This is a genomic window from Granulicella mallensis (assembly GCF_014203225.1).
GTDB classification, from domain to species: Bacteria; Acidobacteriota; Terriglobia; order Terriglobales; family Acidobacteriaceae; genus Granulicella; species Granulicella mallensis_A.
On record NZ_JACHIO010000013.1, the window covers coordinates 129,313 to 151,451 of the forward strand.

At 55.3% G+C, this 22,139-nt stretch carries 21 protein-coding genes; 14 read left to right on the forward strand and 7 right to left on the reverse strand.

Going from position 1 to position 22,139, the window contains the following annotated elements; translation table 11 throughout:
- The first annotated feature begins 214 nt into the window (after positions 1-214).
- Genes ligD through HDF15_RS15810 form a run of 3 tightly spaced genes read left to right on the forward strand, consistent with a single transcriptional unit; the run spans position 215 to position 3,333 of the window.
- Complete coding sequence (gene ligD, locus HDF15_RS15800) at positions 215-1,186, forward strand: non-homologous end-joining DNA ligase (RefSeq protein WP_184257215.1); 972 nt, start codon at positions 215-217, stop codon at positions 1,184-1,186.
- Positions 1,187-1,240: 54 nt separating this feature from the next.
- Positions 1,241-2,200: an SOS response-associated peptidase family protein gene (locus HDF15_RS15805; protein ID WP_184257217.1), complete on the forward strand. Its 960-nt coding sequence runs from the start codon at positions 1,241-1,243 to the stop codon at positions 2,198-2,200.
- A gap of 35 nt (positions 2,201-2,235) precedes the next feature.
- Positions 2,236-3,333: a restriction endonuclease gene (locus HDF15_RS15810; protein ID WP_184257219.1), complete on the forward strand. Its 1,098-nt coding sequence runs from the start codon at positions 2,236-2,238 to the stop codon at positions 3,331-3,333.
- A gap of 88 nt (positions 3,334-3,421) precedes the next feature.
- On the opposite strand, the gene HDF15_RS15815 is transcribed toward HDF15_RS15810, so the two are convergent.
- From HDF15_RS15815 to HDF15_RS15825, 3 genes are read right to left on the reverse strand one after another with little or no spacing between them, the layout of a single operon-like run.
- Positions 3,422-4,228: an RES family NAD+ phosphorylase gene (locus HDF15_RS15815; protein ID WP_184257221.1), complete on the reverse strand. Its 807-nt coding sequence runs from the start codon at positions 4,226-4,228 to the stop codon at positions 3,422-3,424.
- A 36-nt stretch (positions 4,229-4,264) separates the two neighbouring features.
- Positions 4,265-5,737, reverse strand: a complete 1,473-nt coding sequence (locus tag HDF15_RS15820; protein ID WP_184257222.1) for a hypothetical protein — start codon at positions 5,735-5,737, stop codon at positions 4,265-4,267.
- Between the two features lie 31 nt (positions 5,738-5,768).
- Positions 5,769-7,292: a toll/interleukin-1 receptor domain-containing protein gene (locus HDF15_RS15825; RefSeq protein ID WP_184257224.1), complete on the reverse strand. Its 1,524-nt coding sequence runs from the start codon at positions 7,290-7,292 to the stop codon at positions 5,769-5,771.
- Positions 7,293-7,700: 408 nt separating this feature from the next.
- Here HDF15_RS15825 and HDF15_RS15830 point away from each other — a divergent pair, with 408 nt between their 5' ends.
- The 3 genes from HDF15_RS15830 to HDF15_RS15840 all read left to right on the forward strand — a co-directional run bounded on the left by HDF15_RS15830 (position 7,701) and on the right by HDF15_RS15840 (position 10,688).
- Positions 7,701-8,612, forward strand: a complete 912-nt coding sequence (locus tag HDF15_RS15830; RefSeq protein ID WP_184257226.1) for an ArdC family protein — start codon at positions 7,701-7,703, stop codon at positions 8,610-8,612.
- Complete coding sequence (locus HDF15_RS15835) at positions 8,609-9,022, forward strand: DUF6908 domain-containing protein (protein ID WP_184257228.1); 414 nt, start codon at positions 8,609-8,611, stop codon at positions 9,020-9,022. The genes HDF15_RS15830 and HDF15_RS15835 overlap by 4 nt, the downstream gene beginning before the upstream one ends.
- An 82-nt stretch (positions 9,023-9,104) precedes the next feature.
- Entirely contained in the window at positions 9,105-10,688 is a 1,584-nt protein-coding gene (locus HDF15_RS15840; protein WP_184257230.1) for a ParB/RepB/Spo0J family partition protein, read from the forward strand.
- Positions 10,689-10,828: 140 nt separating this feature from the next.
- On the opposite strand, the gene HDF15_RS15845 is transcribed toward HDF15_RS15840, so the two are convergent.
- Positions 10,829-11,770, reverse strand: coding sequence for a GlxA family transcriptional regulator (locus HDF15_RS15845; RefSeq protein ID WP_184257232.1), 942 nt, complete (start codon positions 11,768-11,770; stop codon positions 10,829-10,831).
- Positions 11,771-11,939: 169 nt separating this feature from the next.
- Here HDF15_RS15845 and HDF15_RS15850 point away from each other — a divergent pair, with 169 nt between their 5' ends.
- The 6 genes from HDF15_RS15850 to HDF15_RS15875 all read left to right on the forward strand — a co-directional run bounded on the left by HDF15_RS15850 (position 11,940) and on the right by HDF15_RS15875 (position 16,711).
- On the forward strand, positions 11,940-12,836 hold the full coding sequence (locus HDF15_RS15850) for an NmrA family NAD(P)-binding protein (RefSeq protein WP_184257234.1): 897 nt from the start codon (positions 11,940-11,942) through the stop codon (positions 12,834-12,836).
- Between the two features lie 39 nt (positions 12,837-12,875).
- Positions 12,876-13,163, forward strand: a complete 288-nt coding sequence (locus tag HDF15_RS15855) for a hypothetical protein (protein WP_221314453.1) — start codon at positions 12,876-12,878, stop codon at positions 13,161-13,163.
- A 40-nt stretch (positions 13,164-13,203) separates the two neighbouring features.
- Positions 13,204-13,935, forward strand: coding sequence for a hypothetical protein (locus tag HDF15_RS15860; protein WP_184257237.1), 732 nt, complete (start codon positions 13,204-13,206; stop codon positions 13,933-13,935).
- A gap of 55 nt (positions 13,936-13,990) precedes the next feature.
- The gene (locus tag HDF15_RS15865) at positions 13,991-14,857 is read left to right on the forward strand and encodes an alpha/beta hydrolase (RefSeq protein WP_184257239.1); all 867 of its coding nucleotides are present in this window, start codon (positions 13,991-13,993) and stop codon (positions 14,855-14,857) included.
- Between the two features lie 11 nt (positions 14,858-14,868).
- On the forward strand, positions 14,869-15,546 hold the full coding sequence (locus tag HDF15_RS15870; protein ID WP_184257241.1) for a hypothetical protein: 678 nt from the start codon (positions 14,869-14,871) through the stop codon (positions 15,544-15,546).
- 514 nt (positions 15,547-16,060) lie between these two features.
- Positions 16,061-16,711 carry an RNA polymerase sigma factor gene (locus HDF15_RS15875; RefSeq protein WP_184257243.1) on the forward strand — a complete coding sequence of 217 codons (651 nt, stop codon included), beginning with the start codon at positions 16,061-16,063 and terminating at the stop codon, positions 16,709-16,711.
- Positions 16,712-16,738: 27 nt separating this feature from the next.
- Here HDF15_RS15875 and HDF15_RS15880 read toward each other — a convergent pair whose 3' ends face one another.
- Positions 16,739-17,329, reverse strand: coding sequence for an NADPH-dependent F420 reductase (locus HDF15_RS15880; protein ID WP_184257245.1), 591 nt, complete (start codon positions 17,327-17,329; stop codon positions 16,739-16,741).
- A gap of 1,350 nt (positions 17,330-18,679) precedes the next feature.
- Positions 18,680-19,102, reverse strand: a complete 423-nt coding sequence (locus tag HDF15_RS15890; protein WP_184257249.1) for an energy transducer TonB — start codon at positions 19,100-19,102, stop codon at positions 18,680-18,682.
- 664 nt (positions 19,103-19,766) lie between these two features.
- Between HDF15_RS15890 and HDF15_RS15895 the strand changes: the two genes are divergently transcribed.
- Positions 19,767-20,477: a hypothetical protein gene (locus HDF15_RS15895; protein ID WP_221314454.1), complete on the forward strand. Its 711-nt coding sequence runs from the start codon at positions 19,767-19,769 to the stop codon at positions 20,475-20,477.
- Between the two features lie 163 nt (positions 20,478-20,640).
- Here the strand turns inward: HDF15_RS15895 and HDF15_RS15900 are convergent, their stop codons facing one another.
- A complete protein-coding gene (locus HDF15_RS15900; RefSeq protein WP_184257254.1) occupies positions 20,641-20,817 on the reverse strand; it encodes a hypothetical protein in 177 nt (58 codons plus the stop codon).
- 51 nt (positions 20,818-20,868) lie between these two features.
- Here HDF15_RS15900 and fabF point away from each other — a divergent pair, with 51 nt between their 5' ends.
- A complete protein-coding gene (fabF, locus tag HDF15_RS15905) occupies positions 20,869-22,134 on the forward strand; it encodes a beta-ketoacyl-ACP synthase II (RefSeq protein ID WP_184257256.1) in 1,266 nt (421 codons plus the stop codon).
- The last annotated feature ends 5 nt before the right edge of the window (positions 22,135-22,139 follow it).

Here is a 22,139-nt window from a genome sequence, read left to right on the forward strand (position 1 = left end):
TGGCGCACTCTTTACGGTGCAGATGTGAGCTATCTTGTTGAAACTAAAACTCGAATTCTTTTCGTGAGCCTTCCGTATGCCAGCCGCTAAACTCCAAGACTGAAGTTAGCGCCAGCGATGTTATGCCGAAAGGTGCCTTTTACCATCCGTCCGACAGCATCAGACGGCCTGAAGAGGTTTCCGTAATGACGAGTTTTTTGAGCCGGACAAGCAGATGGTGAAGAAAGCCATATCTCGTCGGAAGGCAGAGTTCATTGACACGATGGATTGCCTCCCCGTGACCAAGCTGCCGGAGGGCCCAGAGTGGACCTACGAACTCAAGCTCGATGGCTACCGGCTGGAAGCTGTCCGGGCCGGTGGTGAAACGACGCTGTATTCACGTCGCAGGAATGTCCTGAATCAGAAGTTTCCCTACATCGTTTCCGCTCTCAACTCTTTGCCGGAAGATACCGTGATCGACGGGGAGTTGGTTGCAATGGGGCCAGACGGCCGCCCGAACTTCAATCTGCTTCAGAACTTTCGCTCTGCCGAATCCCACATCACTTACTACGCCTTTGACGTCCTCGTCTACAAAGGCAAAGACCTTACCTTGCTCCCGCTGTCCGAACGCCGCAGAATCCTACAATCCGTCATCAAGCCCTCTGAACATCTCGCGTTGTCGGAGGTTTCCGACCAAACAGCGTCCCAGATGCTCAGCTTCGTCCGTTCCCACGGTTTGGAAGGAATCGTAGCCAAGCGCAGCGATGGTGTGTACCAGCCCGGCATGAGAACGGGAGTCTGGTCGAAGCACCGGATCAATCTCGGTCAGGAGTTCGTCGTCGGTGGTTACACACCAGGAACGCATGGTCTCGATGCGCTTATCGTCGGCCTTTACGTAGATAAAGAGCTTCGCTACGCGGCGCGTGTTCGCGCCGGCTTCGTCCCCGCCACACGCAGAGAAGTCTTCGCAAAGATCAAAGACCTCACGACAACGAAATGTCCTTTCGCAAACCTGCCTGAAAAGCAGGCTGGCCGCTGGGGGCAGGGTCTGACTGCCGACAAGATGAAAGAATGCATCTGGCTTCGCCCGGAAGCTGTCGCCCGGATCGACTTCCTCGAATGGACAGGCGCCGACCATCTGCGGCACACAAAGTTCGTCGCTCTACGCGACGACAAAGATCCTCGCAAGGTCGTCCGGGAGACCTAACGGAGCGGCCTCAGAATCGCAGAAAATACCCGCAAAAGCCTAGAATAGAGGTCCATGTGCTTCTCAGCCCGAGTCCGGCAGAATCTCAAACACCTCTCCCGTCGCTATGAGGCCGAGGTCGATTGGGCAGCGTTCGAGGAGCTGTATCGGCGGCGAGCGGAAGGAGAGGATATTCGCGCGTCGCGTGACCTCCAGCGCAACTTCCAGCACCCGGAAACAGATACCGAGCGTCGCACCGCCGCATACATCGGTCGATACCTCAAAGCGAAACGCGACGAGTGGGAGAAGGAAATCTTCGCACAGCGTCGCCGTGTCGCCGAGGCTGAAGAAGCGCTCGCGAAGCGGGAGACCAAGAAGGCTCGCGAAGATATCCGGATCGGCACAAAGAAGGCGCAAGAGTATCTCGATCGCCTTGCCGACCTTCGTCGGACGGAATCCAACAGCGAGGATGCCCGTATCTTCCCGCTGAGCTTCGCTCCCGTCCTGATCGCGGAAGAGAACCGCATCATTATCAAGCCGATGCGTTATACGTGTCGCCTTTCGGGAAAGCCCGCCGACATAGAGAAGCGGTTTCCCGGCATCTACAACGCACGCAGAGACAGCCTGGATGAATACTGGCGTGCCGTCTACGGACGTAGCCATGCTGTCCTGGTCATCAGCGGCTTCTACGAGAACGTCCCCGAGCACCTGTACCAGCACCGTGAGCTCGCACCCGACGAAAAGGAAAAGAATCTTGTTCTTGAGTTCGATCCAAGGCCCGAGCGAGACATGCTGGTCGCGTGCTTATGGGATCACTGGACGCAGCCGGGTAAGCCCAGTCTCGATTCGTTTGCTGCAATCACCGATGACCCGACACCCGAGGTCGCTGCGACAGGACATCAGCGCACCATCATCACAATCCAGGAACAGTACCTCTCCGAATGGCTTTCACCGCGCGAGTTAAGCGAGGAGCGACTTCAGCACATTCTTTCTGATAAAGAACTGCCATACTATGTTCACCAGATCGCCGCTTAGTTCAGCCCGGCCCTCCACATTCGTTTGAGATTCCTTTGATAAATCAACTGACAACTGATACGGTCCGCTATTTCCGAGCTACATTGCCGAATGGGCAAAAGGTACGCATCGAGACTGGCCAGCTCGGCGATAGTGCTAGATCGTCACATCTCGCCGCCGAGGGCGAACGCCTCACTACTCTTCTAAGCTCAAGAGCCACCGAGACTGCTCTTATCAAGTTTCTCGAAGACGTTTGTCAGGCGATTTTTCCGGAATGCGCGCCCAATCCCCAGATCGTCCGGCCCCAAGCAAAGACCAAGGATGGCCTTGACGTTGTGTTCGTTCTCAAGGACCACTTGGGACTTGGAGCCGTGGAAATTAAACATCCCTCGTCTCCAGTCGAGCCATCCATGATCTCGGCTGTTGAGCAGCTTCAGCGTAATTTACAGCCGACTTCAAACTCTATTCCGTTGCCAGTCAAAGTTGCCTACGTCATCGCGGGTCGAGGGCCGATCACTCGCAATGCTAGCACCATGGCGCAAAACATTCAGGACGACATCGGGATTCCTGTCCATCTATGGTCTTGGGACACTGTTGCGTTGCGTATGCAAGCAGGCGGCAAAGAGGAGGTATCGGACACCGCGACGGTTGTTCTGGTCGAGGTGATGAGCTTTGCAAGACGCTTGCTCGGTAGGCTGGTCAAGCATCCACATCTTCTCAACGTAATCGATGATCATGATTTCGAGAGACTTGTAGCTACGCTGCTATCCGACTTGGGACTCAAAGACGTGGAACTGACTCCAATGAGGAAGGACGGGGGAAAGGACATTGTGGCGACGCACGTAGATAGCTATGGCAACCGCTCTCGATTCCTAATCGAATGCAAGCACTGGGTCGCTGGTGAAAAGGTCACGATGCGCTGGGCGCTTCGTCTTTTAGCCATTCGGCGGAGCGAAGATGCAGATGGAGCGATCTTGCTTTCATCGAGCGGATTCGGTCCAAGGCTGCTCGAACAAGAAGTCACGCTTGCCGCCGACAAGCTTTACTTACGTGGAACCAGTCAACTTTTCCGTTGGATAAAGCTCTGGGAACGGCAATATGGCTCAATTCTCACCGAGCCGGTTTCCCCTGAAGTTCTCTTCGAAACGACATAAAAAGAACCCGACTAACAACGCAAATCTTTCTTTGTGAAAGCTTGACCCAGCCTCTCACAGACAAGCGGAGCACCTTTCATCGATGCGGTTAAACATCGTCGGCGTCAGATCTGGCTGGCTTACGACGGTTAAAGTAGGTGTTATCCCGTTGAGTAATGGTGTACGCGACTTGGTCCGCCTCATAGAGCGTAAAGTTCACGGGATCGGCATCCTTGATCTCGAAAAGAACAAAATTGTGCCCCCCCTTTGCTAACAGGCTGTTATATGCCATTCCATCGACGCCCCCATGACGCAAACGTTCTGCGATGATTTGCGTTGGTACGTAGTTCAAACTGCTCTCTTCTGGACTGTATGGCCGAGACATGGCCTCTCCAATATCGCCCCATACAACCGCCTCATAATCCTCAGGCGACCAGGGAATGATGCGCTCTAGCATTGGGTCAAATCCTTTCATCCACTTTTTCTTGTCCGAGGTGCAATCAACAATCCGGAGTTCGCGGTTGACGTGGAATTGAGACATGGAAATGAGTGCTCCTAGCCACGGGCGCAGTTCTGAAGCGGCAGTCGTGGTCGTATCGGCGAGGTAGAGGTACGCGACTCCTCTAGGATTCGCTCTGCCATCTCCAACCAGCGCTGGAAGTGGCTTCATCCTTGCGTCCATAAGAGGGATATCGACCTCCATCTCTTCGGGTTGCCCCTGATCCTGTAGTCGCGTGTTAACACCAAGTTGTGCTCGCCAGAGATGTATTCCCTTAGGGATCGTCTTGATTCGTGACTGGGCCGTTTCTTCAACGGCGTCAAGAAACGCGGTCACTTCAGTGCTGTAGATGTAACGACGATCATGCTTGACGCTCGCCACAAAATGTCGAAACGCTTCTGCGGACTCGAATGGCATCTTTCATTCTCTCGTCTTCGGTAAAGTCAAAACTGGCTAGATGTAATACATGAAAGGCAGTGGAGGGAGATCTGCTACAGGCCGAGTCACCAGCACCTCGCCAACCGCGTCCGCAAATTTGAGAGTGATTGGCCTTCCGTCGCCAAATCGGCAGGTGTTGTAGTTCAATTTAGTCAACGCCAGTACGTCAGACAGCACTACTTCGATATCAGCGCTTCCTCTGCAAATCTCTATGTTTACCGGCTTCGGAACCTCCATGCCGGGGTAAGTCCGGAGGCGCGGCGTCCAACCCTTTGTCCATAGATAAGCGTGAGTCTCATCGACAATGTAGGCCATCCCCCGGAGGACTGGACTGTCTTTCGGGGTGTAGAGCTTGAATGAGCCTTCGTCCTGGATTCTGACTCCGACTACGTTCGTCGTCGGCGATACCGCGTCTTGGAATCCCATCCATTCATCCCAGTTGAATCGCGTCTGACCGTGGATAAAGAGTTCTTTGGGAGGCTGGTCGTTATGTTTTGCCGCGTAACTCTTGACCGCCTTTGCGACCAAATCCTTCGCTGCGGTTCGGCTCAGATGGAACTCAGATGTCTCATTGTTAAACCAATGTCCATCCGCACCCTTGAAAACTAGTCCATCTCCAGAATCCAAAAACATCTGTGCGCCGCACGCTGCCGCATTCGCAGTTCCAGAGCTCACATTCCGCTTGAAGACAAGACCCAGATACGCGACGCCTTCGCGGATACCCTGAACCTTCCAAGGCCGACCGCCGAGCTTGTAAAACGCTGTGGTGCTCACGTTCCACGCAATCTGCGACTGCATAAGCTCGCTGCCTTGTTCCCGAGCCGTGGGTCCCTGCGGTCCAACGCTGGCAATAGTGCTCTCGCGAATCACCTGTGTCGCAATCTTGTCCGTTAGCAACCTTGCCTTCAACTGGTTTCGAAAATGCTCCTTGTACGAATACGGCTCTGCTGCCTGGTTCTGCTCCGCAAACAGCGATGGACTGGTCTGCAGCCTTCGTGCGATCCGCGTATTGTCTTTAAGGCTCGATGCAAACTCTCGACGGGCTTCATGACGCAGATTAGCTTCGACAACAGCGAGAGGTCGGCAATACTTCTTCACTTCGTCCGGGATGACCACGAACCAGATATCGGGCTTTGCCTCTTCTTCTCGATGAACGCTGAGGATTGCCTGAACGAACAGCTCAACCGTCTGATAGACCCGTTGATGTCGGTCATCCTGATAGAGCACCTGACGCAAATGCTCGGGCTCGATCACTGCTGTTTGCAAAGCCTTCGATTCCCAAGGAATACGGAAGACGCTCTCGAACCCAGCGAACGGTGGTCGGGACGGCATGGGCTTCTTCGTCTTGATCGGATGTCGAATGGCATTTACCCATCCTTCAAACAACGCAATTCCAGCCGCGGTTCCAACCACGCCTGCGCGCAATCCAAGCGGTGCGGCCGAATCGAGCGGACCAAACAAGGTGAGTCCATCCCGCGGATCTTCCATCCCTTGGTCATGTCGAAATAGGAGTAACGGCTCAGGAATTCGTAACAGTCGGTTCTTCAAGATCCGTGCCCTCCGTTTCCTCGTCTTCTTCCTCGTCGTCGTCACCCTCGAAATAATCATCCAGCTCTCCATCGACGGCTTTCTCCCCATCGTAGGAGACCGGAGACTCAAAAGTGTCTGGCTGCGCTTCCAGCAAAACACTCTCGTTGACTGACATTGGGAGGGCTATCGAACCGCCTTCTGATTTGAGCAGCGACATGGCCGCCAGCATGCGATCTCGCCATTCGTCATTCCACCATCCCTTGCACTGGTTCCGACGCGCTTTCGCCGACTTCTCAGCGTCGGTCCATAGAGCCGCTCCAGAATCGGAGAATAAGACATGGCCGCGTATGACGACATGGGGGTATGGCAACATCTCTGGCTTGCCGCTAATGGCGTAGTGCCAGTAACGAAGTATGCCACGCTTCGTTGCGTAACCGACAACATCCCGGTACATGCGCTTGCCATTCACGCCTTCATAGAAAATTCGTTCATTGGCGCCCTTTTGCAAGTAATACCGGTTTGGTTGGGGGGACATCCTTTGCACAGAAAACCTGCCCTCAGCCGCCTTATCCCAGCCCTGGCGCAATAGGCTTACCAATGCGCGAGACAGAGGATGTCCTTTTTTTGCGATGTCAGCGGCTGGAAGCTCGATCGAAGACTGGATATAAATACTGCCATCCAAAAAATCGGCCACTTCATCGGCTGGTGCGAAGGTGACGAAGCTCAGGTCTGTCGCCTTGACCGCTGGCCAAGGGAGGCCAGAGACATCGAAGTCCAATTTTCCCGATGTTCTGCGGGAAATGTTGTGGCACCAGAGTGTTTTTGGGAGAGAGGCTATTCGATACCAGTTTGAAATCTCCATCTCCGGCTCTTCTGTGACACCGTGCTCAGCGCTGAATTCCGCCTGTGAGCGCCACCACGTCGAGACGGCTTGGGGACTGAAGTTCGGATTCTTCGGAACGCCGTCCTCCTCCAGCTTTTTCAGTAGCTGGTGTAAGCCGGTGGCCCACGACGAATTGAAAGAGACATGGTTGAGACGCTGTATCTCGATATCGACATCCGAGTAGGGTAGATCATCAATCTTGAGGGCGATGATGAAGTCTCGGATCTGATTCTTGAGCTTGGAAGCCACGCCTTTGGCACAGGCGAGCTCCTGCAATGTTCCATCTTTTGTGTTGGAACTTCGGGAGAGAACGAACAGGAAACGAATGGAGTCTTCACGGATTGCTTCTTGGATGTCCTTCCAGAAGTCCTCTCCACCAAGCAATTTTGTGAGATCGCACCAAACCGGATAGCCTTCGTTCGCCAACTGTAGCGCAAGCCAACGAGCGAAACCGTTGTCTTCCGGAGTCGCATGGCTCAAGAACAACATCCTCCGTCGCGTGTCCGTCGATGCGCCATTCGCCATCAGAAATCCCTCATGAATAAAGGCTAAAGCATCCCCTGTTGATATCTGGCTACAGAAAGGTGCTTCGTGAAATAGCGTCTCCTTCTGGTTACGTGGGTTTCGCAAGAACCCTTTCCTAAAAGACCGGTTTTTTCTGAGGGAGGAGTTTCACTCCTCGCCTGTCTCCAGCCGCTCCGCGTCTTCCGCCACCCACCACAGCGGGCCCGTTCCTGCCCGCAACGCCGCCCCCGAAAGTTGGCGTGCGTTCCGCACGCGATAAGGAAGCCAAGCCTCGCTAAGGGGCTCTGCCCCGATCGCGCGGCGCAAGGGGTTTCCCGCAGTCTTCCGCGCTTCGCTTGTGCAGACCTCCGCTGCGCTTCGCCCTTTCCGCTCCAGCTTCGCCTCCGCTCCAAGGGTGGGAGATACCCCTCCCCTTGCGCCTTGCTACCCCCGCCTTCGCCAGGTGGCGTTCGGCATGTACATGCCGCGTTTCAACGCGGACGTGCAACAGCCAAACACCAAGGAGAAGACACCATGAGCAGCAACACCACCGCCAACGTCACCGCCATCGACAGCAAAAAGCCCCTCACCAAACAGGAACTCATCACCGCCAACATCAAGCTCTTAATTGAGCAGTTGGAAGCGGGAAAGTCCGACGCCCTCACCAACTACCTCACGGCCATGAGCCGCTTCCACAATTACAGCTTTGGGAATGTGCTGGAGATCGCACGGCAGATGCCCACCGCTACCCGCGTTGCAGGGTTCTGGACATGGAAGAACATGGGGCGGAGCGTCAACGCAGGCGCCAAGGGCATTCGCATTCTTGCTCCCATGGTCGGCGTTCGCCGGAAGAAGGACAAGGACGCCGAAAAGGACATCACGAAACAGAACGAGCGGGTTTTGCTTGGATTCCGTAACGCGTATGTCTTCGATGTCTCACAGACCAACGGCGTGGACTTGCCCACCATGCACGAGGTTCGGGGAGAGCCCGGCGAGAACATTGAGCGTTTGGCCGCGTTCCTCAAAGAGCAGGGCATCCAGCTTATCTACCGCGACGACTTGCAGGGTGCGCTCGGCAAGAGCTACGGCGGACGCATTGCCATCCTCAGCGGTCAATCGAAGGCCGAAGAGTTTTCAACTCTCGTGCATGAAACCGCGCACGAGATGATGCACAAGGCCGAACGCCGCACGGCGACCACTAAGACCATTCGTGAGTTGGAGGCCGAGGCCGTGGCTTTCGTTGTTGGAAAAGCCATCGGCTTGATCAACGGAACCGCTTCCGCAGATTACATCCAGCTTTATCAGGGCAATGCTTCGCTTTTGGCCGAGAGCTTGGAAGTCATCCAGCAAACCACCAATGTCATTCTTGCCGCCCTAGAGCCGCCGATGAAGGCCGAGGACAGCGCGCCCGCTGCCGACGCACTGCCGGAAGAGGTGGCGGCATGAAGACCGTACTTGCCATCTTGAAGGAGGCCGGAGGTTGGCGACCCAACCTCTACCTCAAGATTGAAAACCCGCCCTATACGGAGCTTGTCATTGAGGCGACCGACGAGTCCGGCCCGTGTGGACTTCCTTCGCTTTCCATCGCGCACTATGGCGAAAAGAACGGCGACCTGATGCGTGACCCGGAGATGTGCTTCGAGCTTGGTTTCGCTGGAGGCGCACACCTGAACTCGTTCTATTGGCGCAACGACTACACAGGTATTGAGCAGTGGAGCCGCTTCATCCGCGATGGCAACTACTGCTATCACACGCAGCTTCACGCGCAACACGAACGCTTTGCGAGGACGTGGGACAACAACCTTCGTCGGCAGGGCTTCGCCGAAGTCTTTACGGACAAGTGCATCGTCGGCTAGTCCGCTCATCTTGGAGCGGAACAGCCCGACCCGTGCCGCTCTGCGACCTCAGCCCCCAACCGCTCGAAAGGAGCCTCTCATCATGCAAACCCAAGTCATCAATGCCACCGAGTATCGCAACGTTACGCTTGCCGTCCTGAGCGAGTCGAAGACCAACCCGCGCCGCACCTTTGAGGAAACCGCCCTCAAGGAACTCGCCGAGTCTATCCGCAGCCAGGGCGTTCTCTCGCCCTTGCTCGTTCGCCCTCTCACGGAGAACGGCTTCGAGATCATCGCAGGAGCACGGCGTTACCGCGCCGCGCAGATCGCGGAACAATCCACCGTGCCCGTCCGCATCGTCAATCTGTCCGATGCCGCCGCACTGGAGGCACAATTAGTGGAAAACCTGATTCGCTCTGAAATCCACCCGATGGAAGAAGCGCAGGGTTTCCGCGCATTGCTGGACTTGGAAGACCCCAAGTACAGCGTCGAACAGATCGCCGCCAAAGTTGGAAAGACTCCCGCCTTTGTTGCGCAGCGTCTCAAGCTAAGCGACCTTGCACCCGCAGCGGTCGAGGCGTTCTATGCCGATAGCATCGGGGTAGGTCATGCGCTGCTGCTGGCGAAGCTGCCAGGTGATCAGCAGGAACAAGCGCTCAAGGCTTGCTTCAAAGAGGTCTACGCCAACGGAGACAAGCCAGCGAAGATTCTCCTGCCCGTCCGCAATCTCCAATTCTGGATTGCGACCAACGTCCTGCTCATCCTCAAGGATGCGCCCTTCAATAAGCGGGACGCGCAGCTTGTGCCGACGGCTGGCAGTTGTGCCGATTGCCCCAAACGGACAGGCCACAACAAGCTGCTGTTTGGGGATGACCTTGGCAAGCAGGGCGACCAATGCACCAACCCGACCTGCTATCAGGCCAAGGTAGACGCGCACGTAGCGAAAACCATCGCCGCGAAACCGGAGCTGGTACAGATCAGCACCGCCTATGGGGTGCAGCAGGAAGGCAGCCCTGTCCTCCCGCGCAACAAGTACACCGCCATTCGGGATGACCGCCCGAAGTCGAAGGACGACGCCAAGCGGCCCGAGTTCAAAGAATGCAAGTTCCCCACCGAAGCCATCATCATGGAGGGAAGCGATGTCGGCACCATCCATAAGGTATGCGCGAACTCGACTTGCCCGGTGCATCATCCCAAGCAAACCAGCAACCGCGATGATGCGCATTGGAAGGCCGAACAGGAAAAGCAGCGGCATGACCAAGCCATCGCAAACGCAACCGGGCTTCGTGTCCTCTCAGCCATTGCCGCCGCCGTTCCAGTGCGCTTGCTCAAGCGTGATCTCATCTTCGTTCTGGAGAAACTGGTCAGCGTCTTGGATGAGTCACGTATCGAAACGTTGGCGCGTCAGCACGGCATCCGTCAGAAGCGGGACGAGGGAGGTATCGCAAAGACGCTGCTAGCGTTTATGCGCCGCGCCGATGTAGGCACGCTGTCTCGGCTCATGGTGGAGCCTACGATACTGCACGCAGCTTCCCGTCATAACGGAACCAGTGTGCTCAAGGATGCGGCCACGCTTTACAAGGTGGACACCGATGCAATCGGTCAGAAAGTGAAGCAGGAGTTCGCGGCCAAGGAAAAAGCTAAGAAAGAACCTAAGCACGTCGCCAAAGCCAAGAAAGCGGCCTAGCGCTCCATCTTCGGGGGGGCGGCGGATAGCCGCCTCTCGTTTCTTATGCTTCCTAAAATCGCGCAGGAAGACACCGCTTCGGTTTCTCCCTGCACCCACGTTCCCGCTGCCTCCGGGCCAGCGATGCATCGCCGGTATCGCTATTGCATCGAGACGGCTATGTTGCGCTGGATTGCCTGCGGAGAATATCCAAACGCCCGCCGGAATGACCGTCGCATGCGCTCTCGATTGCCGAAGCCGTTCTTCCTGGCGATTTCCTCAGCGGAGAAGCGTCCGCCTTCCATCATCAAACGAGCAGATTCTACGCGCAGCCGTTCGATTGCCTGAGCGGGGGACCGACCTGTTTCTTCTCGGAATACTCGGCTGAATTGCCGAGGGCTCAAAAACGCCGCCTTCGCCAAGGTAACTACTGATAAAGGCGAGCTAAGATTCTTTTTGGCATACGTCAGAGCAGTTTGTATGCGATCGGATTTTGCATCGAGATCGAGCAGCGTCGAAAACTGAGACTGCCCGCCTGCACGCCGATGATAGACAACCAATGTTCTCGCAACTGCGCGAGCTATCTCCACACCAAGATCTTTCTCCACCATCGCCAGGGCGAGATCGAGGCCCGCGCTCATGCCAGCGGATGTCCATAGCGGTCCATCGGCGATAAAGATGCGATCTTCTTCCATGGCAATCCTTGGATAGCGGCGCTTCATTTCTCTTGCAGCGTTCCAATGAGTCGTAGCTCGCCGACCGTCGAGTAATCCCGCTTCGGCCAGCACCAGCGCCCCCGTACAGATGGAAGCTATTCTCTGACTCCGATGGATAGCCGATTGAAGATACTTCGCCAAGCCTTGCGTAGCGATTGGGGGTTCGATGCCGCCGGCAACGATGATCGTGTCGAACGCACGGCGTTTGAACGAGACCGTCTGAATCTGCGACCCGAGGGACGTGGCGATCGGACCGCCATCTTCTGAGAGAAGAGTGAGTTGGTACTCCGGCTTCCCAATTTGCCAGTTTGCGGTTTCGAACACGCTCGTGGCGGCAAAGTTGATGGGCGAAAATCCCGGAAACACAATAAAACCGACTTTGTGCATTCGATTTGCTCCAGGCTCAGTCTATGCCTCTGCACACTCGAATGTCCTAAAACGTTGCCTATCTGACCCAGCGGCCGTCGACACTTCAGCTACTGTTCGTTTAGGCATTGGTGGTCTGGGCGATAAGAAAACGTCGCTTGCTCTTTGCCTTCCTTGAACGGAGAAACCCATGTCAAACCAAAAGATTCTGATTACCGGAGCAACGGGAGCAACGGGTAGTAGTGCCATCGAAATGCTTCTGGAGCTAAAGATACCCGTTCGAGCATTCGTTCATAAGAGAGACGCCCGATCAGAGCAACTCAGTGCCCAGGGCGTCGAGGTTGTACAAGGCGATCTCTCGGATTTCGAAGCGGTCAGCGAGGCGCTGACAGGAGTAACCGGGGCCTATTTTGTCTATCCCATTCAGGTACCCGGCCTCTTGGAGGCTACCGCCTTCTTTGCGCAGGCCGCGCTCGAACAAGGGGTTGGTGCCATCGTGAATATGTCGCAGGCCTCAGCGCGAAGATCTGCTAAGAGTCACGCGGCTCAGAATCATTGGATCGCTGAGCGCTTGCTCGACCGCTCAGGAGTTCCGGTCACCCATCTGCGTCCGACCTTATTTTCTGAATGGATCATGTATATGGCAGGTGCCATCCGGGATAAGAAGATACTCCCTCTCGCATTTGGCGATGCCCGGTACGCCCCTGTCGCAGGGGAAGACCTCGGCAGAGTCATCGCCGCCATCCTCAAGAATCCAGCCCAGCACGCCGGAAAGACCCATCCGCTCTATGGTCCGAAGGAACTGAGCCAGTACCAAATTGCAGACATGCTCACGCAGGTCTTGGGAAACAAAATCACCTACATTCCCATGGAGATCGAAGCGTTCAAGATTCTGCTGAAAGAGTTGGGATTTACGCCCTACTTCCAACAGCACATGGGATACGTCTGCCAGGATTGCCTGGACGGAGTCTTCTCCGGAACCAACGACATGGTGAAGATACTCACCGGCCGAGAGCCACTGGAGATGATGGATTACATCGTCAAGAACGAAGCGCTGTTTCGCGCACCCGTGGCCGAACACCAATAATCTTCAAGCCTTGATCTACCGGAGGAAATTATGAAGGTAATGGCAGTCGGCACACTGAAGCCTCTCTCGCAGGAACAACGGCAGCAATATTTACCGAAAGAGGTTCCGGCGACATTGCAACTCTATCTCGACGGGAAGATGGAGCAGTTCTGGCTGAGAGAGAAAGAGGTCGGCGTTATCTTCCTGATGAGTGTGGAATCGGTCGACGAGGCGGACAAGCTTCTCAAAAGCCTGCCGCTCGGACAAGCCAATCTGCTGACCTTTGAGCTGATGCCGATAGGACCTCTGCTGCCTCTCGGTATGTTGATGACTCCACAATTGCAATGATGCACAAAGAAGTCGCTAGATCAGGAATGAGGCATTGCAGATGACTTCGGCACTCTTTCTCGGATTCGTGGCGCTGATCACAATGTTCGTCGTCGCGATGATTGACCGTTACATCAATCGTCGGGCCGCAGTCCGTTTGCTGGCTGGTCTCCTCATATGGTTTCTCTACGCCGGCCTGATGGCACACTTCGGCATCCTCAAGAATTCAGAGATGCGTCCGCCGGGAATCGCTTTCGTCGTCGGTCCTGTTCTTCTGTTCCTCATCTTTTTCACTGTGCGACCGTCTGCCAGTGCACAGGCCGTACTAGCCTTTCCACTCTGGCTAATCCTGGGCACGCAATGCTTTCGCATCGGCGTGGAGTTGTTCCTGCATCAACTCTGGATCGAGGGCCTGGTACCCAGGATGATGACCTTCGCTGGAGCAAACATCGACATCTATATAGGACTGTCGGCACCCGTAAGCGCATGGTTGTCCACACGTGGGCGATGGGGGCTCAGATTCGCAAGTGCTTGGAACATCCTCGGGCTTCTCGCACTACTGAATGTTGTGACTCGCGCCATACTGACAGCTCCCGGACCACTCCATCTGATCCACTCAGAAGTTCCCGATCGAATGATAAGTACATTTCCGTTTCTATTGATTCCAGGATTCTTCGTACCGCTTGCCGTCGTTCTGCATTTGCTTGCAATACGTGCTATCGGCAGTCGATTTCGCACGACGAATGGAACAAGTCCGGACGATGCGCCACGAGCCCGAGTGGGATCGCGGTAGGCATCCGTTTGAAGGTCGAGAATCAGCTTTACAAATCTCGCTTAAGGAGCGTGCTATGAAGCAAAGTCTGGCTACAACAAATCAAGAAACGGTCGACGGTGAAGGCGGCCTAAAAATATCGTTTCGCTTGTGGCATCCGGACGGCGCGGCTCATGCGATAGTCGTCATCGTCCCTGGTTTCAACTCCCACAGCGGTTACTACGAATGGGTCGCCGAACAGTTCATTGCCGATGGTCTGGCTGTATACGCCGTGGATCTACGAGGCCGCGGGAATTCGGACGGCGAACGCTTTTATGTCGAGGCCTTTGAAGACTACGTGCGTGACGTGGAAGCGGTTATGGCGGTTGTAAAGTCGCGCGAACCGGGTCTCCCCACGTTCTTGCTCGGTCATAGTGCTGGCGGCGTTGTTGCATGCCTCTATACTCTCGATCACCAGGCCGAGCTGACCGGGCTAATCTGCGAAAGCTTTGCCCACGAGTTACCTGCTCCCGATTTTGCTCTCGCGGTTTTCAAGGGACTGAGCCATGTCGCGCCACACGCGCATATCCTGCATCTTCCAAATGAGAGATTCTCTCGTGATCTGAAAGCCGTTGAGGCAATGGATAATGATCCACTTATTGCACATGAGACTCAGCCAACCCAAACGATGGCCGCGATGGTTCGGGCCGACGAGCGACTCAAGAGGGAGTTTTCTCAGATCACGCTACCGGTTCTGATCCTACATGGCACTCTTGATAAGAACACGAAGCCAAGCGGCAGCCAGCATTTTTACGACATGGCCGGTTCCACCGACAAAACTCTAAAACTTTACGAAGGTGGCTTTCACGATCTTCTCAACGACATCGACAAGGAGTCGGTCATCCTAGATATCAAGAGCTGGATCGATGGGCACCTTCCTGCGGTCGCTGGCGGCCAAGATTAAACAGTCAGGGCGTGAACATGAGAACCCGGAGAGATTTCGTCATTGCTGCGATCGGGACTGCGGCGTCATTGAGCAGCGGTCCCGGTCGAAGTTTGGTTCTGTCGAAGGAGACCTATTCCGATCTTCTGACCGCAAAAACGAAAGGCCAACAAATGCGTGACCAAGCGGAAGACCCAAGAATCACAAGAGCGCGACTTTCCGGCCCTGAACAAGTGACCAGAAATGCGACGGTCGCCGAACTGGGAGCCGATGGGACACTAACGGTCTTGGCCAAAGGTACCAACGAATGGGTTTGTGTGCCTGGCAACGAGAATAAAATCGGCGAACCGCCAATGTGCATGAACCCAATGGGCATGCTATGGATGATGGATGCCATGCAGGGCAAACCTACGCCGACGAATAAATCTCCAGGCATGATTTACATGCTTTGCGGAGCGACGCAGAGGAGTAACACCGACCCGTCCGATAAGACGAGTCCCGCTATACCAATCGGACCCCACTGGATGATTACGTGGCCCTTTGATGCAAAGGAGTACGGGCTTCCAACTACGGTTCGCGATAACGGCGCCTGGGTAATGTTTGCAGGCACTCCCTTTGCTTACCTGCATGTTTGCGGAACCCCTTGGGATGGCAAAGAATACCGCGAAGGGGACGAAGCTGTATGGACCATGCGCTACACTCGGCCATAGATGACGAAGCGAGCAAACGAGCGCAGAACCCATAAGTCTCCACATATCGACTTGACTGAATTCATGTTTGCCAACGGGCCACGCTGGATCGGAAACGGACCGGTCAAATGACGACAATAGGCCAATGCACTCATTGAGCACTCGTTAAGCGGTGTGGACGGGATCACTACCGACAAAACGCTCTTGTGTTGAGTTGGGCGCGCCGCAGGCAGTAAAAGGGAAGGTGCAGAAAGAGGGACCTCCTCTTGGACCTTCCCCCTCTCAAAGACAATAAACACCGCCCATCGGGACCCACTCAGGCTAGATGGCAAAAGGAGGTAGGTCTCAAGAAGCAGTGCCGGATTTAAGCAAATCTGAGTGGAAGCGGCAATACCTCCGACATCTAGCTCGGTAGAGTCGCCTTAAACGACAGACCCGCGATGGATCTTCGCTTCTGACAGACCACCGCAAAGTCGACTCACGAAGAACGGGACGGACTCTGAATTTCCGCTCCGTCATCGGAGGGAGAACTGCTATGGACACATTGGCGCATCGCAGCGAGGATTCGAAGTCGATTAGGTTGGACGATCCAGACGAGGAACTGATTGCGTTGGCTAAACAAGGCGTCGATTCCGCGTTCTCGGAACTGTGCCGCAGACACCAGACGATGACGTATCGAGTCGTGCGGCGGATTCTCAAGAATGATGAAGACGCCGAGGACGCGCTGCAGGAGTCGTTCGTTCGCGTCTATCTCCATATCGCCAGCTTCGACGGTAGGTCGAAGTTTTCGACCTGGCTAACGAGGATCGCGATTAATACCGCACTGATGGCGATTCGGAAGCGCAATCGAATGCCTGCTTACTCAACGGATGAGCTGACCGAGGGAGAAGTCCACCGCTATCACCCTCTCTGGAGCCTTCCATTGAGCCCAGAGGTGGCGCTTCAAAGAAGTGAGACCTCAGAACTCTTACGGCTCGCCATCCGTCGTCTGCCGGCCAACCTGCGCAAAGTTACCGAAATTCGCCATGCGGAGGATCATTCGGTGGCCGAGATCGCAGGGATTACGGGACTCTCCATTGCAGCGACCAAATCCCGGCTTTTGCGAGCGCGGGTCAAACTCTCCGAGAAAATGCGGCCTATCAACCATGAAAAGCGGTCCGACTCGCGGCTGAAGGTTGCCGTGTAGCCGGGCAGCGGGCAGCAAAAGAATTTCCTACGTCATCACAGCGAAGTCTGGTCCAACCAGCGGGCCGCCGGCTTGCTGCACAAGACCTCCGACCTGGAGAGTTCCCAGATCGACGATGGCGAAACCCGCCGGGGACAGCAAACTGCGAAACTGCTTCTTCGCGAGATGGTCATTTCCCGACATAAATACGACTCGCCGGCCACCAGGCACAGTCGCTCCTGACTCGAAGTTCTCCACCACCAAGGTATTGAGCGCTTTCACTAACTTTGCTCCGGGTGCCAGCTCCGAGACAATGTCGCTTGAGGCGCGGCCATGCAGATTCTCCAACCCTCCGACAATGTAGGGATTGGTCGCATCAATCAGGATGCGGTTGTCCCATGGCGGAAGACCTGACAGCGCCTCTCTAATTCGAGCCCACGGCACCGCCAAGAGGACAACGTTGTTGGAGGCAGCCTCGGCAGCGGTGACAGCCCGCGCACGCGAACCGAGTTCACTCAACTGCCTCGCAAGGGTGTCCGGGCCGCGGCTATTGCTGAGCTCAACCTCGTGCCCCGAAGCCAACAGGTAACGGGCAAATGCCATCGCTACCGATCCTGCACCAATCATTCCAATTGTCATTGGTAGTTCTCCTTCTGATGAGGTCTGTACAAGTGTTGATCGGAAACGCAGCCTGGATTTGACCCAAGGTTCAACACGGAAGCCCGGAGATACAAGTATGTTCGGCAACTGCGATTTGGAGTGAGTCTTGGGATGGCGGTGCATCGCCAGCGAGATTCGAAAGTTTGGAAGGATAGGCCCGCCATGTCGAAGGGCGGCCCGTCAGCAAGCGATACTGGCAATCTTTCGTCACAGAGATGAGGTCGGCCCTCGCGAGTTCGCGAACATGGTGCGATGTGGTCGCGGCGGTCACAGAAAGTTGACCCGAGATGCTGCCGACGATCATTGGACCGTCCCGATAAATCAGCTGAGGAAATGCCCGAGCACGATACCCGCGACTGCCCAAATGCTAAGTGCAATCGTGGCGGACTTCATCGAAGCAGTTCATATAATTCGTCGGCGTTAGGCAATCATACTTTGGCAGGTCCCATTCATTTGGGGCCTGTTCTTGTTTCCGCCCGAGGTCTTCAATGAAGCTTGAGGTTCCTCGAAAGTCATCTTTTCGGCAAGTTCGAGGCCTTAGGCGGACGTCTCAGATTCCATTCCTGAATGTTGAGCCAGCACCGAAACCCAGATGACGAAGGCGCTTCCTAAGGTAGATCGCACGCCGTTCCCCACGCTTTCTGTCAATCAAATTGACAACGTTCGAAGGTGTCATCAGGCTCTTTTCAATGGCGCGAGGACTTAACCCTCAGATCAAAGGGATCAAGCGCAACGCAACACTGGCTACCAAATTCCGAGTATCCCGGTACCGAAGCGAAATCATTTCCAGTACCCGAGGCTTTTGTTGATCCGCGATGATTGCCGAAAAGTCGTCTTTTCGGCAAATGTCAGAGCCCGTGAACGTCAGTTGCCGATAATGCTGTCTTCAAGGTTCTTCGCCTTGACGCGTGCAGGTCAACTCTCGCGAGAATTGTCCGGCCTGCCCCGTTTCACGACTGGCCGCTCTGCTTCCACGCAGCGGTCGGAGACTTCCACCGGGTTGGCCATCTTACCTGCGGCCGCACGAGAAAAGGTTCGCCACAGCCGGTTCACGTCCACCGGCTTTCCAGCCCGAACTTCACGCTCGACCGCAACGTGCATTGCCGAGAGTAGTTCGTCGCGTAATTCATGAAAAAGCTTGCTTATATAAATTGAAGGCACTGGTATCCAAGGCTAACAGCCTATCCAAGTGGTCCATCGCCAGGGGACTGACGAAGCATCGGTTCCCCGAAAGTCACCATTTCTGCAACTTCGGGGTTTCTGATGTCCAGATCGGTCCGGAGTTGCCGCAACGGCCGTTTCCAGGGAGCGTTTCAACGACTGTAGGGATTACGGCTCAATCAACATCTGGGGTGCGTTGATCAACACGTGCGTCGAACTTATTCGAAGTGCCCGGGGCAGGCTCTTCTTTTCATTTTGCCTCCTGTAGTCCAACTCCACGATACACACTCTTGTGGGTGCATCAACATTCGCATGCCAGCCTCGGACATAGGTGAGGGCGCTAGAACGCAGGAAGTCCCGCCCTTTCACAACGGCGATCTCACTCGGCCTTCCATCACTTAAGAAGCTCACCTTCAGGAAGACTGGACCTTCAACGTGAGCCGCAAGAGCAATTGGCGGATACAGTGGTTCCGCTGCCTCTGTGAAGGTCATTGAACTGCATACCTTCTCCTGAGCCGTTGCAAATAGCGATGTGATGCTAAGGATGAGAACCAGCATTCCTGAAAGTGGTAAGAACAATCGCAGCTTCATCGCTCACCTCGCACAGAATGAACGGAGTATAAATCGATTTCCCTGAGGCTACTCCTCGAAAGTCAGCTTTTGAGCAACTTCGCAAAAAACAGGTCCGACTTTCGGGGAAGCGTTTCGTATTCCTGCGGAGAGATAAACTGTTGAGTCACAAGACACCTTCCAAACGCTAGTTTAGCGTGACAGATCGACGGTCACGTTTACTCAAAGGGGGAGGACGTTTCCTCTCTGCTCCAGCCGGCGATGGAGCTGCCGTCTTCCGGCACCCTCCTCTGCGGGCCTTTCCCGCCCGGAACGCCCACCCCAAGAACAACTACAAAAGCACTTTCTGCGCTTCGCGCTGAAGCAAGGTGACCAAGCCTGCTGAGGGATGAGTGTACCGGAACATCCGTTACACTTTGGACCGAGGACATCCGTTACAAGTCCCTTGCGGAGTTGAGGGCTTAAATTGAGGTTGTGGCTGGTCTTTGCCATTGCTCCTAAAGACCTAACCCGCCGTCGAGGCCGTGGTAATGTGGGAATCCTGAAGGGATTTCCAAAGAGTGTGGGAAGGGTGGAAAGCCGGCTTCATGGCTTTCCATGCTTTCCATACTCTGTCATTTCCATGGCCTGCCTTGTGAAGTTGCCGAAATCTTCGTTTCGCAGTCGTTCTTTGCTAACCTTGCGAATGCCTGTTTTTGAAGCAGCTGTACCTTTGAGTAAGGCTCAGAAGCGACGGCGTTGGATCGCAGCAAGCGTTATCGTCGGAGCAAGCATCGGATTCGCGATATGGGCGGCGATAGACTGTGCCCATATAGATTTCGGCTACGCTGCTTCATACAGCTTCGCAATGGTCTTCTTGCTCGGCTGTTTCTTTGCGGTTACCGGCACCGTGCTCATGATCTACTGGCGCACCCGTTCCACCGGAGTTGCTCTCCTTGGCTCTGGCATAGCCATGTATTTGATCTTCCTGGGATGTATCGGATTTCTCAAGAAGTTTGATAAGGTCACGTGGCAGCATGAACCGCCCGCGCAACATTTCGGGCCCGACCAGCAGGCGTCACTGGTTATCTACTATCGCCCTGGCACCACCGATCAGCAAATTGAAGACTTCGTCGAACACAAACTGGAAAGTTATCCTTCCAAGGTGCACGACGGTACGGACTTTCCCGATTTTGTGACCGAATATCTCGGGCTTCTCCCGTCTCAGGCCAATGGTTTCAGTGGCAGCGCGCTGACCTTGAAGGCCGGCGCTCATGGGGCTGCCGTCGATTCTTTCGTCGCCATGGTGCAATTTGATCCGCGCGTCGCGCGGGTCTTCCGCGACATCGCGCCCGATGACATCCACTTGCCAAAGGGCGAGCGGGCTCCTATGCGTCCGAGTCAGCAGCTCCGCTAAAAGCGACGCCGGAGCCTCTTTGATGAGCCCTAAGAGACGCGCTTCTGTCTACGACGCCTCCAACGCCTGCAAAGTCCCGGTTTTCGGCAACTTCGGTCTATACGGAGGGTGAAAAGCCAATTTTGGCTTTTTCCCACCCGTCGTTTCCGATCTCAGCCTAAGGCTAAGGCAGCGCTCTCACGGGTCTGAATCTCAACTCCGTCACGTCCAGCTCGCCGGGTTCGATCTCTCGAAAGTAAACCCTGAAAATCTCCTCATCCATCTCCTCGAAGCCGAGATCTTCGAAGGGGAAGACCTGGCTGATGAACGTTGCGCTCCTCAACAGCGCGCTCGATTTCACGGTTACACAACTCCTGGCTACGACAGCATCGCGACTTCGCACGGAGCGCTCATGAAACCAATTGAGTTAAGGGCAGTGCGTCGGGTAGTCGTAACGGGAGTCGGACTTGTGAGCCCGGTTGGAATTGGAACTGAGGAGACGTGGGAAGCGTTATTGCGGGGAGACTCCGGGATCGCTCCCATCACGCTCTTCTACGCATCTCGATTTGCGTGTCGGTTCGCTGGAGAAGTGAAGAGCTTCACGCCCGAAACCTATATTGATCGAAAAGACATCAAGAAGATGGGGCGGTTCATACAATTCGCGATGGCCGCATCCGAGTTCGCCATGACCCAGGCGGGCCTTCAGATCACACCAGAGAACGCAGAGCGAGCAGGCGTTTACGTAGGAAGCGGCATCGGAGCCTTCGAGGTGATCGAACGGGAGCATGCCAAGCTCCTCACGGGCGGCCCTGATCGCGTCTCACCATTCTTTATCAACGCGACAATCGCGAATCTGGCCTCGGGACAAATCTCAATCAAATATGGAGCGACGGGGCCAAATCTTACTTGCTCCACCGCCTGCACCACCGGGGCGCATGGTGTCGGCGAAGCGTGGCATATTATCCGTCGGGGCGATGCTGATGTGATGATCTGTGGAGGCAGCGAAGCGGCAGTTACCCCTCTCTCAGTCGCTGGCTTTGCCGCCATGCGCGCTCTTTCAACGAACAATGAGAATGCGGTGAGAGCTTCGCGCCCATGGGACAGCCAACGTGATGGATTTGTGGTGGGCGAAGGTGCTGGAGTGCTGCTCCTAGAAGAATTGACACACGCCACACGACGCGGAGCTACCATTCTGGCGGAGCTTGTGGGTTATGCGGCAAACTCGGACGCCTTCCACACCAACGCTCCGCCTGAGGATGGCCGTGGAGTTCGGAGAGTGATGGAGTTGGCGATGAAAAGTGCTGGTATCGATCCCTCACAAGTTCAATACCTCAACGCTCATGCAACTTCCACCCCATTGGGAGACCGCGCTGAAGCTCAGGCGATTCTTGATGCCTTCGGCGATCACGCCTCAACCCTGCTTGTGAGCTCCACAAAATCCATGACCGGCCACTTATTGGGTGGTGCTGGCAGTCTTGAAGCTGGAATTACAGTGCTAGCGCTCCGTGATCAGACTGCTCCTCCGACGACCAACATCGATCACCTCGACGAGTGCTGCAGACTAAATCTGGTGCGCGACAAGGGAGTCGCAATAGTTATGGAATACGCAATGTCGAACTCATTCGGCTTCGGTGGCACTAACGCATCGTTGGTGTTCCGTCGTTTTCTTCAAACATAACGTCT